The organism is Candidatus Nitrospira salsa, assembly GCF_965152625.1.
Window position 1 is genome coordinate 65,523 of sequence record NZ_CBCUCO010000003.1, and the last position, 14,043, is coordinate 79,565.

The 14,043-nt window shown below is 47.8% G+C and carries 11 protein-coding genes; 4 read left to right on the plus strand and 7 right to left on the minus strand.

Annotated elements, in window-relative coordinates; all coding sequences use genetic code 11:
- The first annotated feature begins 46 nt into the window (after positions 1-46).
- Entirely contained in the window at positions 47-913 is an 867-nt protein-coding gene (locus ACWQXP_RS11800; RefSeq protein WP_454063074.1) for an SDR family oxidoreductase, read from the plus strand.
- On the opposite strand, the gene ACWQXP_RS11805 is transcribed toward ACWQXP_RS11800, so the two are convergent.
- The 3 genes from ACWQXP_RS11805 to purH all read right to left on the minus strand — a co-directional run bounded on the left by ACWQXP_RS11805 (position 880) and on the right by purH (position 4,759).
- Positions 880-1,542, minus strand: coding sequence for an L-threonylcarbamoyladenylate synthase (locus ACWQXP_RS11805; protein WP_454063075.1), 663 nt, complete (start codon positions 1,540-1,542; stop codon positions 880-882). The two genes, ACWQXP_RS11800 and ACWQXP_RS11805, sit on opposite strands and share 34 nt — an antisense overlap.
- 18 nt (positions 1,543-1,560) lie before the next feature.
- Entirely contained in the window at positions 1,561-2,835 is a 1,275-nt protein-coding gene (purD, locus tag ACWQXP_RS11810) for a phosphoribosylamine--glycine ligase (RefSeq protein ID WP_454063076.1), read from the minus strand.
- Between the two features lie 367 nt (positions 2,836-3,202).
- Positions 3,203-4,759 (minus strand): bifunctional phosphoribosylaminoimidazolecarboxamide formyltransferase/IMP cyclohydrolase, encoded by a 1,557-nt coding sequence (gene purH / locus ACWQXP_RS11815; RefSeq protein ID WP_454063077.1) that lies wholly within the window; start codon positions 4,757-4,759, stop codon positions 3,203-3,205.
- A gap of 527 nt (positions 4,760-5,286) precedes the next feature.
- Between purH and ACWQXP_RS11820 the strand changes: the two genes are divergently transcribed.
- Positions 5,287-5,940, plus strand: coding sequence for a hypothetical protein (locus ACWQXP_RS11820; RefSeq protein ID WP_454063078.1), 654 nt, complete (start codon positions 5,287-5,289; stop codon positions 5,938-5,940).
- Positions 5,941-6,071: 131 nt separating this feature from the next.
- On the opposite strand, the gene lhgO is transcribed toward ACWQXP_RS11820, so the two are convergent.
- Complete coding sequence (gene lhgO / locus ACWQXP_RS11825) at positions 6,072-7,271, minus strand: L-2-hydroxyglutarate oxidase (protein ID WP_454063079.1); 1,200 nt, start codon at positions 7,269-7,271, stop codon at positions 6,072-6,074.
- A 155-nt stretch (positions 7,272-7,426) separates the two neighbouring features.
- Between lhgO and ACWQXP_RS11830 the strand changes: the two genes are divergently transcribed.
- Together ACWQXP_RS11830 and ACWQXP_RS11835 are read left to right on the plus strand one after the other, a co-directional pair.
- Positions 7,427-8,281 carry an ankyrin repeat domain-containing protein gene (locus ACWQXP_RS11830; RefSeq protein ID WP_454063080.1) on the plus strand — a complete coding sequence of 285 codons (855 nt, stop codon included), beginning with the start codon at positions 7,427-7,429 and terminating at the stop codon, positions 8,279-8,281.
- Positions 8,282-8,553: 272 nt separating this feature from the next.
- A complete protein-coding gene (locus ACWQXP_RS11835) occupies positions 8,554-8,946 on the plus strand; it encodes a hypothetical protein (RefSeq protein ID WP_454063081.1) in 393 nt (130 codons plus the stop codon).
- A gap of 54 nt (positions 8,947-9,000) precedes the next feature.
- Here ACWQXP_RS11835 and ACWQXP_RS11840 read toward each other — a convergent pair whose 3' ends face one another.
- From ACWQXP_RS11840 to nuoL, 3 genes are all read right to left on the minus strand, one after another.
- The gene (locus ACWQXP_RS11840) at positions 9,001-10,482 is read right to left on the minus strand and encodes an NADH-quinone oxidoreductase subunit N (protein WP_454063082.1); all 1,482 of its coding nucleotides are present in this window, start codon (positions 10,480-10,482) and stop codon (positions 9,001-9,003) included.
- The gene (locus ACWQXP_RS11845) at positions 10,479-12,041 is read right to left on the minus strand and encodes an NADH-quinone oxidoreductase subunit M (protein WP_454063492.1); all 1,563 of its coding nucleotides are present in this window, start codon (positions 12,039-12,041) and stop codon (positions 10,479-10,481) included. Before ACWQXP_RS11845 ends, ACWQXP_RS11840 begins: the two co-directional genes overlap by 4 nt.
- Positions 12,042-12,147: 106 nt before the next feature.
- Positions 12,148-14,040: an NADH-quinone oxidoreductase subunit L gene (nuoL, locus tag ACWQXP_RS11850; RefSeq protein WP_454063083.1), complete on the minus strand. Its 1,893-nt coding sequence runs from the start codon at positions 14,038-14,040 to the stop codon at positions 12,148-12,150.
- Between the last annotated feature and the right edge of the window lie 3 nt (positions 14,041-14,043).

Sequence of the window (14,043 nt, forward strand, 5' to 3'; positions counted from 1 at the left end):
GACTGACCACCCGTTGTTATTGACCTGGAATGATCGGAGCCATAACATGCCACCCACACTACTTATCACCGGAGGAACTGGATATTTAGGATATCACCTCATCAAACTGGCGAAATCATGGCATACCCACGCCACGTTCTTTCAAACACCTCCACCAACATCATCGCCAGCGATCTTCCATCAATGCGACTTGACTGAAAAAGATCAAGTCCACAAACTCATTATATCAGTCAAACCTGACGTCATCATTCATACCGCCTGTTCGAACAAGAGTTCGAAGGAAATTGATGCGATTTTTCCGGCAGCTCATCATCTTTCGACCATCGCACACCAACAATCGATTAAGTTCCTACACCTCTCAACGGATCTGGTCTTTGACGGTACACTCGCGCCCTACCAGGAAACAGACATCCCGAATCCTCTACACCCATACGGTAAAGCCAAAACCGAAGCTGAACAGATTGTCAGTCTTCATTGTCCGGCCGCGATCATCATTCGTTCATCCCTCATGTATGGCATCGATCCCCTTGATCATCAAACTCGTTGGCTGGTCCGTGGCATGGACACAGGAGAACCCGTCCGTCTTTTTACTGATGAACGACGATCACCAATTTGGGTGCACACACTTGCTGAAGCTCTCCTTGAATTGACTAACATGGACTTTCAGGGAATCCTTCACTTGGCTGGCCCAGAGACCATGAACCGATGGGACTTTGGCCTTGCGATTCTTACGCTTTTGGGACGCGGCGCAACATCAAATATTCAAACTTCCACCATCGAGACTTCTGGAATGATTCGTCCCAAAGATCTGGCGTTTACGATCGATACGGCAAGACAATTACTCAATACACCACTTCTTTCTATTTCAGAAGTCACAAATCAGCTTCGGGAAGAAAAACCCCGAAATCGTTGACCAAGAAGTTTCAGAGCCTCTTCGAGGTGTGCAGTCGTGATAGGACCATGCCGTAACACACGAATATCATCGACCACATTGAGAAGCGTAGAAGGGGGGCCGCCTGGAGAAGGTCCACTATCCAAGATCATGTCGACTTCTTCGCCGAACTCTCGCATAATCTCCTCTGAGGTTGTTGCTGGAACCAACCCTGAACGATTGGCACTCGTTCCCGTTAATGGGCCAACGGCCTCAAGGAGCTGCAGGAGTCGAGGCTGATCAGGTTGTCGAACGCCAATCGTATTTGTCCCAGCCGTGAGTAAGAATGGAAGATTTGGAACAGCAGGAAGAATGAGCGTCAACGGGCCTGGCCAAAATCGATCGATTAAAAACTCTGCAATGGGCGAGAGCGCCGAAACAACCTGAAGCGCTTGAGCTTTTGAACTCACGAGTAACAAAATTGGCTTACTCTCCCGATCCCCCTTCATCGCTGAAATTCGGTCAATGGCCCGAGGATGCTTGACGCCGGCTGCCAAAGCATACACACTTTCTGTCGCTACCGCTAAGACACCATCGGCAACAATACACTGAGATGCGGTCTTGAGGATATCTGAAGTCAGTTCACGAGGAATATGAAGAAGGGACGCCACGTATGGACCTTTAAGACGTTAGGTCAGTGGAACGGCACGATGGGCAATATCGCGTCTATGATGCTGGCCATCAAATGTGACCAAATCCACGGCCTCATACACACGATTTCTGGCAGATCTCAGATCATGACCAATAGCCGTAATCCCCAAAACCCGTCCACCACTTGTGACGACATCATTCCCTTGAGTTTCAGTCCCGGCATGAAAGACAACCAAGTCCTTTGCATGATCAAGAGTCGACAAGCCAGAAATGGGCAACCCTGATTGATACGACCCTGGATATCCATAGGACGCAAGAACCACGCAAACGGCCGCGTCATCATGCCATTGAATGGCTATTTGGTCTAAACGGTGTTCGACCACGGCTTCAAGGACATCGACCAAATCTGTCTTCAGCAATGGCAACACGACCTGAGTTTCTGGATCGCCAAAACGTGCATTAAACTCCAAGACATAGGGTTCTCCCTGATGAATCATCAGACCGGCATAAAGTACCCCATAGTAAGGACTGCCCACACGCGAAAGTCCTTCAACCACAGGATTGAGAATATCCCGAACAATTCGCTGGCGAAGGGAGTCCGTAGCAATTGGCGCCGGTGCATAGGCTCCCATTCCTCCGGTATTCGGGCCGGTATCGCCTTCACCGACCCGTTTATGATCCTGGGCCGCAATCATGGGAATCACTGTCCTTCCATCAGCAAACGCCATCAACGTCAGTTCCTCGCCATCGAGAAACTCTTCAATCATCACCCGCATACCAGCCTCGCCAAATTGACCGTGTTCGAGCATCTTGGTCACGGCTTCATGAGCTTCTTCTTTTGTCTGAGCAATGATGACTCCCTTGCCTTGAGCTAATCCATCGGCCTTGACCACAAGGGGAACAGCATGGCTATCAATGTACGCTCGTGCTTGGTCAAGCTGATCAAAGGTCTTAGATTGTGGAGTTGGAACATGGCAGCGAAGCAGCAAGTCTTTGGCAAAAGACTTACTTGATTCAATACAGGCGGCATTCCGCGTCGGCCCAAATATCCGAAGTTTTGCCTTACGGAATTCATCAGCAATACCGAGCGACAAGGGCAGTTCAGGCCCCACAACCGTGAGATCGATCTCTTTCTCTTGTGCAAAGTTTTTTAACCCAGCAAGGTCATCGACTTTGAGTGGGACGCATGTCGCCAACTGACGAATACCCGCGTTACCTGGCGCACAATACAAAGCTGAGACGCGTGGAGACTGTGATAATTTCCATACGAGAGTGTGCTCACGTCCGCCATTTCCGATGACAAGAATTCTCATATTGCAATTGTCTACAGTTGGAAGATCGTTAGCTTGTAGCCGCTTCAAATAACTTCCGATGTTGAGGCGGATATTACGCTGCCTTGGGTACCTCTAATCAACGCCTCAGGGGTGGAAGGCCGGGTTCAACGTTCAATGCCTATTCAGCTCTCTGTCAGGCATACTACGATCGTCGCCTAGACAACCTTTCCTCATAAACTGGAAATTAAATAGATACGCTACAACGTTTCACCAATACATTCGAACTCACAGATTAAAACCAATACAGACCGCATAATGAGTACCGAAATTCGTTAGACAGCAGGGGTACTGTCGGTATGATTGAGGACAATACCTCAAGAAACTCCGTGTGTGTCTCAGTTGTATTTTAATGTCTAAAGTGGCGCATGCCAGTGAAAATCATGGCCAACTGATGCTCATCAGCAGCTTTAATGACTTCCTCATCACGTATCGAACCACCGGGCTGAATCACAGCCGTCACGCCAACCTCGGCAGCTGCATCAAGGCCATCTCTAAATGGGAAAAAGGCATCAGACGCCATCACCGTGCCTTTGACCGGCAACACCGCCTTCATTTCAGAGAGTTTCACCGAATCAATCCGACTCATCTGTCCTGCACCAATTCCCACCGTTTGGTTATTCGACACAAGAACAATGGCATTCGATTTGACGTGCTTGCAAACCTTCCAGGCAAAATCGCAGGCTTCAAACTCTTCGGTTGTTGGTTGTCGTTTGGTCGGAATACTCAACTCGCCGAGATCTTTGAGCGTGCCAAGATCTCGGTCTTGAACCAGCAGCCCGCCAACGAGTTTCTTTAAATCAAATCCCTCCCGCTGATCGACATCAAGAGAGCCGACTTCTAAGAGCCGAAGATCCTTCTTCCGGCGTAATTCGGTCAGGGCTTCTTCGCTAAACCCCGGAGCCACAAGGACTTCAACAAACGTCGAGGTCACCTCTTTTGCTGTCTCAAGGTCAACTTGACGATTACATGCGATGACGCCACCAAACGCTGAAGTCGGGTCTGTGGCCCTTGCTCGAACATAGGCATCCACCGCGGTCGTCCCCAACGCGACCCCACAGGGATTATTATGTTTGACAATCACCACAGCCGTGTCATCAAACTCTTTGACTAATTCCAGCGCCGAATTCGCATCTAAATAATTGTTATACGACATGGCCTTTCCGTGAAGTTGCTGGGCTCTGGAAATTGACGGTTCCTGCGCATTCACTTCTTGATAAAAAGCGCCCTGTTGGTGTGGGTTCTCTCCATACCGTAGATTTTGAACTTTCTTATACTGCAGAGAAAGTTGAGAGGGAAATTTCAGATCGGAAGTTTCGCTCGCCTGTTGTTCAAAGTAAGCGGCGATGAGACCATCATAGCGGGAAGTATGGCTGTACACTTTCCTCGCGAGCTCTCGCCGAAGATCTAACGAGACGGTTCCAGACTGTAAGGCATCGAGCACACGAGCATAATCATCAGGATCAACGATCACCAAAACATCTTCGTGGTTTTTCGCTGCCGACCTCAACATGGATGGACCACCAATATCGATATTCTCAATCGCTTCTTCAAAACTGCACCCAGGCTTCGCAATGGTGGCTTCAAATGGATACAAATTCACAATCACCACATCAATGGGTTCAATGCCATGCTCGTTCATTTGTTTGACGTGAATATCCAACTTCCGTCGTCCCAGCAAACCACCATGAATTTTCGGATGAAGCGTTTTCACGCGCCCGCCAAGAATCTCCGGTGAGCCGGTGTAAGCCGAAACATCCGTCACGGTGACACCTTCATCTCGCAATGCTTGAGCCGTCCCTCCAGTCGAGAGAATTTCTGCACCGAGCGCAACCAATCCTTTGGCGACGTTCACCACGCCAGTTTTGTCAGATACACTAATCAAAACCTTATTCACGTTAGCCATGATGCCTACCTTTATGTTCGTTCGGGAGTCAATGTAATAAGGATTTTCAGGAGAAAGGAGCCGTAGCTTATCAAATCACTCCCAGGAACTTCAACGAACAACGCTCATCATTGTTCTTGCTTCCATCATACAGAGCGGAACGTTTCTGATTACTCTCCACAACCCACATCTTGGCATCAAAAACACCTTAATGGAAGACCATAAAATCTCCGCTAAACTCTTAATTTTATGATTTTTTTTGATTTCGAACTTTTAATTAAGTTCGTGTGTATTTCGGCCGAAATTATTCTTGAGACGTTAAGAGATCTACAGTATTTCCGTTTTCTTTTTTTCATAACAGCTTCAGAGCTTGTGACGAAACACGCCAATGCAGTGGAGGGTTTCCTTTTGCCTAAATCCCTCATAGACATAAACACGAAACGTTCTGTTACTCAAGGGAAAAGTCCGTTCTTCGTGTTTTCTTCACCATGCGATAATACAACACCCGCTACTGTCGGTATTGGTTTGACGTCATCCTCACATCTCCAATGATTGAACTCGTCATCATCTTCATTATCCTTGTGGTCTTACTCGGCATAGGATTTAGTATCCTGCACTTAAGCAAAAATTCTTCAGTTACGGCTCCAGATCCGACTTCGTCGACATTTGCGGATTCACATTTCACGCCCACTCAAATGTACTTAGATCATGCCAGTGGAACAGGAATCGCCATCAATGAATCCACTCAAACAGTTTGCGTCATCCAATCCGCAACACGGCCTCCACACTTTGTTCATTTCACTGAACTCGCAGCCTCGTTTATTCTAAAAAATGGCGAGATCATTCACACAACTCTGCGAACGCACCCTCAGGAATATGCCGCTATGGCTAATGATCTCCAAGGTCAGCTGAGAACTAAAGCTGAATCAATGCCGTCGACCTCAACAGGAAACACACAAAACCAAAAAATTGAACTCGGCATCGCGTTGCTTGGACAAGAAAGTTCAATCCATATGATTGATTTTTTGGATATGGAGACGAAGGAAGAAGGCATTATGTTCACGAAAGCCATGGCCAGTACAAAACACTGGCATCACTTACTGTCCGATCTGATCCAGGAAGCTAATGGAGTCAAGGCTAGTTCAGAATCTGTACAACCACCACACCGTCATGCTCAAAACAACGCCGCGTTAAATCGCTGATTGACTCAACGAAGGCACAAATCCGAATCAAAGGCTATTTTTGTGACCGCCGCCTCGCAACCTTCAAAAAGGACAACGCGCACCGTTTTCAGTATTATTCCATAAACAGGACAAATCTTTCAGGTCGTCTGTCATGCAAGTGCCTGAACAATTTTCTCGCAGACATAGCTCGAAAATGGCATGGCACAAGTAAAACCAGGTGATACGGCATTCAACACATGCATGGACCTATCGTCCCCTTCAATGACAAAGTCCATCTCTAACTTTCCTCGCTTGACATCAATCAATTGCGCTCGAATACCTGGTCTTCCCCATCTCGTATAATCCTCAACTACAATATCGTGAGCTAAGGTCGAGGCCAAACGAATCAAATGGGAACGAGAATACTTCCGAAGTTCTTGAAAGGCAAGACGGGAAAAATCAAAATTCGAAGAAAGCAATAGGCCCGCTTGCCGTCTGAGTAAATCAACCAACTCCATAAGATTCAAGTTGTCAAACCCCTGATACTGTTCCCTCCAAAATGCTGGGATGGCCGTTGGGCCAATTTTTGCCTGTCCTTCAACATTTACTGTCACATGCACGCCTAAAAAAGGGTTGTTCAAGTCTGGGACTGGATAAATATTGGTACGAAACGATCCGACTGGTTCATTGGAATACAGATACAACCCTTTGAATGGAAGGATCTGATACCGGTCAGAAAAACCAAATTCTCTGGCAATCACATCGGCGTACAAACCAGCGGCATTCACAATATACCCGGCTTCAAACGCTCCCGATGAAGTCTGAATCACTCCCCCTTTTCTTTCCTCATATCTCGTATGATAGTGAATCGCGACCCCCTCACACTGCGCGTCATCAACAATCGATTGCAGAACTTTTACAGGGTCCACGGTAGAAGTTGTTGGAGAAAACAGCGCCCGCTCACAGGTCTTCACTCGAGGTTCGATTTCTTTCGCCTGCTGCTCTGTAATGTCTTCGAGCGCAATAGCGTTCCCTTGCCCCCGGGCGAGCAGAACATCCATCGAAGCATGATCCTGTCGATCTTTGGCCACAACTAACTTTCCACAGCGATAAATCGGTAAGCGCTTTGACTCACAATACTGTGTCATCAAGGCATTTCCAGTTTTTGTCAACTGCGCTTTCAAACTGTCGGGAGTATAATAAAAACCAGCATGAAGGACTCCGCTATTTCGTCCACTCGCATGTCGATCAGATGTATCTTCTTTTTCTAAGACGCTCACTGAGGAATCATGGAACCGTCGCTTTAACTCTCGAGCAATACTTAACCCGATAACTCCCCCACCAATCACCAGAAAGTCAGTTGTCTTCATCCCATTCCATTTCTTGCTAATAACCCCTCTTTTGGGGAATTGCTTACAGACTCGTCTTATCTGGTTGAATGCTCTGATAGAGCACAATTGATTAAAACCGCGGGCCCGGGCCAATAACCAACAGACAACTCATTCTTGTTGTAAAAGAAAACTTCATGAACGAAAAACCACGGATACCAGAAATCCCGAAAGTCTACTACCGCATCCTCTTCGTAGCATCAGCTCTCATACTCACACTCATACGTTCTCTTTCTTTCGACCATTCTGAAACACTCCACCCATTTGTGAAAACAGGGGACGTTGAAACCGTTCGCGCACTTATTACAAAAGGAGCGCACGTCAATACTCAAACGACTCAAGGTGCTACCCCCTTACACTTTGCCGCCCAACAAGGCAGTCTTCCTATCACCAAACTGCTCCTTGAGAATGGCGCAGATCCCCAGGCACGGTATCAACACACTTGGACCCCATTACATCTCGCAGTACAAGAGGGGCACGAAGATCTGACCAAATTCCTTCTTGAACAGGGAGCTATGCTCAACAGTCAAAAAAACGAGTTTACTCCTCTCCATATAGCCGCTCAACAGAATCATCTCAATATCGCGAGAATACTCTTAACATACCAAGCTAATATTCACGCACAATACCGTAACGGATGGACCCCACTGCATCTTTCAGCGCAAGAGGGACATAGTCAGATGGTCAATTTTCTGCTCCAACATGGAGCACATATTGAAGCACAAAATGCTTTAGGAATGACTCCTTTACATTGCGCGGCTCAACTCGGTCGTCTAGATGTCATCCAAGTTTTACTCAAACACGGAGCCGACCCTACCAAACAAGACACAACTGGACAAACCCCAAAACAACTCGCCATCATCTTTCAACACGACGAGGCCAGTCAGCTACTCAACGAGCCATTTGACACAAAACGTCCTTTTAATGTAGAGCTTTTGGCTATACCAACATACGATTCCTCCATACTCTTAACCAAGACGTCAGACTTCTAGACGGCCTACCCGTAAGACAAATTGTCTGCCATAATAGAAAGAAACAAAACACGTTCCAGTATCTGCCCCTCTCGACAATCCTTGCGTCAACCTCGGAATACCAATTAGGTATTCCATGTTTAAACTTGTCGCACCTGGACGTGTCGATTAGCGTAGCCTATAGACGCAATGTAACGTTGAAAAATTTTTGAACGGCTGTCTATCTCCAAAACACACGTGTCTTCACATATCATTGCATCTCACTTCAATTTCAGACCACGGAGGGATAGATTATGACAGTGTTCTACAGACTCGGTGTATTTTGTATGCTGGCAAACACTCTCACATTGGGATGTTCGACGACTCGCTCGACAGTTCATTCAGACCAAGAGAGTCTCGGCCAAGGCATCGTTGTCGGAGCATTAGCAGAACAACAAAAACTACAAAATGGCATTGAATCCTGGCCCCCTTCTCTAACCGTCACCGGACAAGTCACCAAAATTGAAGGTGCGGCCTACCTCCTGACAAACAATGCTGGAGATACCATACGCCTCCCGGTTGATCAAGAAACGATGATTGATCGGCCAGCGCATGTGGGCGACTGGCTCAAAGCCTACACCGATAATAGCGGCCGAGCCTTACAGATCAGAAATATTGATGAAGAAATGATAGTAGCAGAAAATTAAGACAACATGGCGCCCTTCAGGTAATCAGACAGAAAGAACGCCGCGCCAAGAACGTTAGGGAAATGAAATCACGGCCGACGTGGTCACAGAGACCAGAGGTCCTGGGAATACTCCCAAGAAAACCACCCCTGCAAGCGCGCAGGCCAAGACAACGGATGTGGTAGGAGAAAATGCGAGACGGGTATCGTGCTCTTGAGTGGCTGAAGGTTCCCGCATATACATTACCATCACCACGCGTAAATAATAGAAAGCAGAAATAGTCGCGAAGATCAATCCAATAATCGCCAACCAAGCCATACCAGCATTTACCGCAGCCATAAAGAGATAGAATTTCCCCATGAACCCAGCCGTTGGTGGAATACCGGCAAGGGAGACCATGAAAACCATCATGAGAAATGCAGCGCCTTTATGACGCTTTGAGAGACCGGTAAAGTCATTAAGCTCTTCGCCTTCCAACCCCCCCCGCCTCAAAATCCCAATCATCGCAAATGCCCCCATGGTCATAAACGAATAAATTGCTAAATAGAGCATCACACTGGAAACCCCACGAGAAGCAATGGGATCGCCATTGACTACGGATCCTGCCACCACAATGCCAATTAAAGCATACCCGGCATGCGCAATGCTGGAATACGCGAGCATACGCTTCAGATTGGTCTGGACAATCGCAACGAGATTACCAAGCACAATTGTGATTAAACAGATGACTAATATGAGACCTTGCCAATTCGGTTTCACCCCACCAAACCCTTCGAGCAGGACTCGGAGAAACGCGGCAAAACTGGCGGCCTTGGATGCTACGGCCATAAAGGCCGTCACGGATGTCGGAGCCCCTTGATACACATCAGGAGTCCACATATGAAAGGGAACGGCGGAAACCTTAAATCCAAATCCGACAATCAGCAGCATGGTCGCCATCAAAACTAGCGGATCATCGAACCCTCGACTATTGACCGCCTGGGAAATGTCCGTCAGTTTCGTACTCCCGGCAACTCCATACAGAAGAGAGATACCATACAAAAGAATGCCCGATGAGAACGATCCAAGAATAAAATACTTCGCCGATGATTCAATAGATTTCGCTTCGAATCGTTTGAACCCGGCCATGATATACAGCGCGATCGACATGAGTTCGATTCCCAAATAGATCGTCAACAGGTCAGCACCCGACACCATGATCATCATCCCGGCAAGCGACAACAGGATGAATCCATAATACTCGGCAAGATCAATTTTTTCTTCTTTTAAATACGTCATCGAGAGAAGAATCGTCAGCCCACTGATGACATAGAGCAGCAATTTCCAGAAAGCGGCATACGGATCAATAATGACCAAATCGCTAAACGCCAAGACACGATGATTCAAATCGCCAATCGTAACGACAAAGCAGGCAACGAGAGCCCCAAGACTCATCCAAGCCAAGAGATCTTTTTTCGACGAAGGGGTAATAGGATCGAGGACGAGCAACAAGCACGCGGCTCCAACAATCAGGAGTTCCGGCAATATCGCTCCGAGATCAACCAGTGAAGGGGTCATGGCGTGTGACTCCCTGAGGTGAATGATTGTGAGCGAGAATTTGAAATGAATGACAGGTCCTGTAAATCATGGACAGGCCGATCAACTGTCATCACTTGAGCCTGCCGTTGAACCAGACGATCAACGCTAGCATGCATGACGTCGAGGAATGGCTTGGGATACAGTCCAATCCAGAACACCAAGATCACCAAGGGCACCATCATGCCAAATTCACGAAAGTTGAGATCTCTAAGCTTGGGAGCCATCTGTTCAGATGGCGTGCCATACACCACTCGCTGCAGCATATAAAGAATATAGGCCGCCGCTAAAATGATGCCGAGTGAGGCAAGCGTCGCGGCAAATTTACTCCACACAAATGCGCCAATAAGCACAAGGAATTCACCAACAAAACTATTCATCCCAGGAAGCCCAACAGACGAAAGCGCAAAGATTACAAGAAATGTGGCGTATTGCGGCATCGGCGTAGCAAGTCCAGCATTATCAGAAATTTGTCGACTATGGGTTCGTTCATAAATGATTCCGACACACATAAAGAGGGCACCTGTCGTAATCCCATGATTCACCATCTGTAAAATGGCGCCTTCAATACCCTGCGCATTGAATGCAAAAATCCCAAGCGTCACAAACCCCATATGGCTCACACTGGAATAGGCAATAAGTTTCTTCAGATCAGACTGCGCGAGCGCCATATACGCCCCATAGATGATCGCGATCACAGACAACGTCATCATCGCAGGCGTAAAAAGTTCGGTGGCATCAGGCAGCATAGGCAACGAAAAACGAAGAAACCCATAGGTCCCCATCTTGAGCAACACACTCGCCAAAATAATACTGCCGGCCGTCGGAGCTTCAACATGCGCATCCGGCAACCACGTATGAAATGGGAACATCGGCACTTTCACGGCAAACGCGGCAAAAAAAGCCCAAAAGAGTAACGCCTGAAGACTTGGCGCATATTCAGCCTGGCTCAACGACAAAATATCGAAGGTCTGACCGCCTTGGAAAAACAACACCAAAATCGCCACGAGAAGAAGAATACTCCCGGCCAAGGTATAGAGGAAAAACTTAATGGCCGCATACACACGATTCGGGCCACCCCACACACCAATCAACAGGTACATGGGAATGAGCATGGTTTCCCAAAACACATAAAACAGCACAAAATCCAACGCGCAAAAAACTCCAATTGTCGCCGTTTCCATAACCAGCAAACTGATCATAAACTCACGAACCCGTGTTTCAATCGCCGTCCATGAGACAAGGATACACAGTGGAGTCAGGAAGGTCGTAAGAAGCACAAGGGGCATGCTGATCCCATCAATTCCCACAGAATAATTGATGGGTGGTGAGGCAATCCAAAAATGCCGTTCGACAAACTGCATCCCGGCATTGGTGTTATCGAATAATATCCAGAGTGGTAACGACGCAAGAAACACGAAGCCTGAGGAGGCGAGTGCAACCTGTCTCGCGGAGGACTCTTTCGCAAGAAGAATGGCTCCGACTCCGATGATAGGCAAAAAAATCACCAACGTCAGCCAAGGAAATCCACCTGCTGGCATCACCATATCAGTCATAGCGTAAGAGAAATGTCATAGTGAAAGTAACGGATTTTCTTTGCGACACCATCGCATTTTTCAATTGACAGTTTTCATGTTGCATTGTCTGTTAGTAGAACAAATAGACTCCTAAGATTGTTACCGCACCAACAGTCATGGCCAGCGCATAATTTTGCGCCTCCCCACTTTGAAGTAATCGAGTCACCCAACCAATCCATGCCACGCCACGTGCGATTCCATTCACCGCGCCATCAATGACCGCCACATCAACACGTTTCCACATTTGATCTGCGGCTTGAAACGTCGGATTCACAATAGACTTATCGTAGGCCTCATCGACATACCACTTATTCAGAGAAAATTGGTAAAGGGCTTGCCATCGGGTTGCCATCCGTTCCGGTAACCCCGGCGATTGAACATAGACAAAATACGCAGCAGCGATTCCCGTGAGGCCAAGGAGTGTGGCGACAATCATGATGCCCGCGGCTGCCGTGCCATGGTGGGCACCCCCACTTCCAGGAAATGCCGGTTGCAGAAATTCAGGAATGCCAATATAACCAGCCACGAGGCTTAACACCGCAAGAACCAAGAGCGGATAGGTCATGGTCTTGGATGGTTCATGGATATGATCGGCATGATGAGGATCAACTCTCGACTCTCCCCAAAAGGTCACAAACACTAATCGAAAGCTATAAAATGCCGTCATCAGGGCCGTCAGTAACCCTAACACCGTTAGGATCTTCCCCAAATCGCCAGACATCCAGGCGACCAACAACAGTTCGTCCTTACTGAAAAATCCGGAAGTCAATGGGAATCCGGCTAAGGCTAATGATCCAATGACAAACGTCCAATACGTAATAGGCAACTTATCTTTCAACCCACCCATTCGCCGCATATCTTGTTCATGATGCAACGCGATGATCACGGAACCACAACCTAAAAAAAGCAGCGCCTTAAACGCGCCATGCGTCAGCAAATGATAAATACCTTCAACATAGCCACCGAGACCACATGCCATGATCATGTACCCGAGTTGGCTCATCGTCGAATAGGCGACCACCCGTTTGATATCGGTTTGCGTCAGAGCAATCGTTGCGCCGACTACCATCGTCAATCCACCCACCATAGCTACGACATTCATCGCCACTGGCGACAAGTTATACAGTGGCGACAATCGTGCCACCATAAATACGCCAGCCGTGACCATGGTCGCGGCATGGATCAAAGCAGAGATAGGCGTCGGCCCTTCCATCGCATCCGGCAGCCAAACATGAAGAGGAACCTGCGCTGACTTCCCAATGGCTCCGACAAAGAGCAACAGACAAATCAACGTCAAGGCCGAGACGTCCCAACTACCTCCAACAGAACCCAACAGATTCACTGTGGCATTCACCATCTTCGGGGCCGCATCAAATACCGGCAGGTAGGCCAAACTTCCAAACATGACGAAGACCAATAAAATTCCCAGTAAAAACCCAAAATCACCTACACGGTTCACAACAAACGCCTTTGTCGCGGCGGCTCTCGCAGACTGTCGTTCGTACCAATGACCAATCAACAGATAGGAACACAACCCGACAGCCTCCCAAAATACAAACAGCTGCAGGAAATTATCCGACATCACGAGCATCAACATCGAAAAGGTGAAAAGCGCAATATTGCTAAAGAATCGATCGTAGGCTGGTTCCCCGTTCATATAGCCAATCGTGTAGATATGGACGAGAGAACTGACAATCGTGACCAAGAGCAACATGACCGCGGTCAACTGATCGAGATAAAGCCCCAACTCAATACGCAGATCTCCTGATGTGGCCCAGGTATAGAGCGGAATGTGCAGGATATTCCCGTTGGCCACTTCAGAGAAAGCCACAACGGAAAATACGAAGGACAGCAGCACAGCCGGAACAGCAATCAAGTGACTTCGGCCTTTAAAATATTGGCCAAAAAGTCCAATACTGACAAACGCCAAAAGTGGGAGGAGAGGAATTAAGACGTAGAGCATTGA

Bases quoted from the DNA above. Each gene is read 5' to 3' on its own strand.
- lhgO (WP_454063079.1), bottom strand. From the start codon at position 7,271: ATGAAGACAACTGACTTTCTGGTGATTGGTGGGGGAGTTATCGGGTTA.
- ACWQXP_RS11845 (WP_454063492.1), bottom strand. From the start codon at position 12,041: ATGCCAGCAGGTGGATTTCCTTGGCTGACGTTGGTGATTTTTTTGCCT.
- ACWQXP_RS11820 (WP_454063078.1), top strand. From the start codon at position 5,287: ATGATTGAACTCGTCATCATCTTCATTATCCTTGTGGTCTTACTCGGC.
- ACWQXP_RS11830 (WP_454063080.1), top strand. From the start codon at position 7,427: ATGAACGAAAAACCACGGATACCAGAAATCCCGAAAGTCTACTACCGC.
- ACWQXP_RS11800 (WP_454063074.1), top strand. From the start codon at position 47: ATGCCACCCACACTACTTATCACCGGAGGAACTGGATATTTAGGATAT.
- purD (WP_454063076.1), bottom strand. From the start codon at position 2,835: ATGAGAATTCTTGTCATCGGAAATGGCGGACGTGAGCACACTCTCGTA.
- nuoL (WP_454063083.1), bottom strand. From the start codon at position 14,040: ATGCTCTACGTCTTAATTCCTCTCCTCCCACTTTTGGCGTTTGTCAGT.
- ACWQXP_RS11840 (WP_454063082.1), bottom strand. From the start codon at position 10,482: ATGACCCCTTCACTGGTTGATCTCGGAGCGATATTGCCGGAACTCCTG.
- ACWQXP_RS11835 (WP_454063081.1), top strand. From the start codon at position 8,554: ATGACAGTGTTCTACAGACTCGGTGTATTTTGTATGCTGGCAAACACT.
- purH (WP_454063077.1), bottom strand. From the start codon at position 4,759: ATGGCTAACGTGAATAAGGTTTTGATTAGTGTATCTGACAAAACTGGC.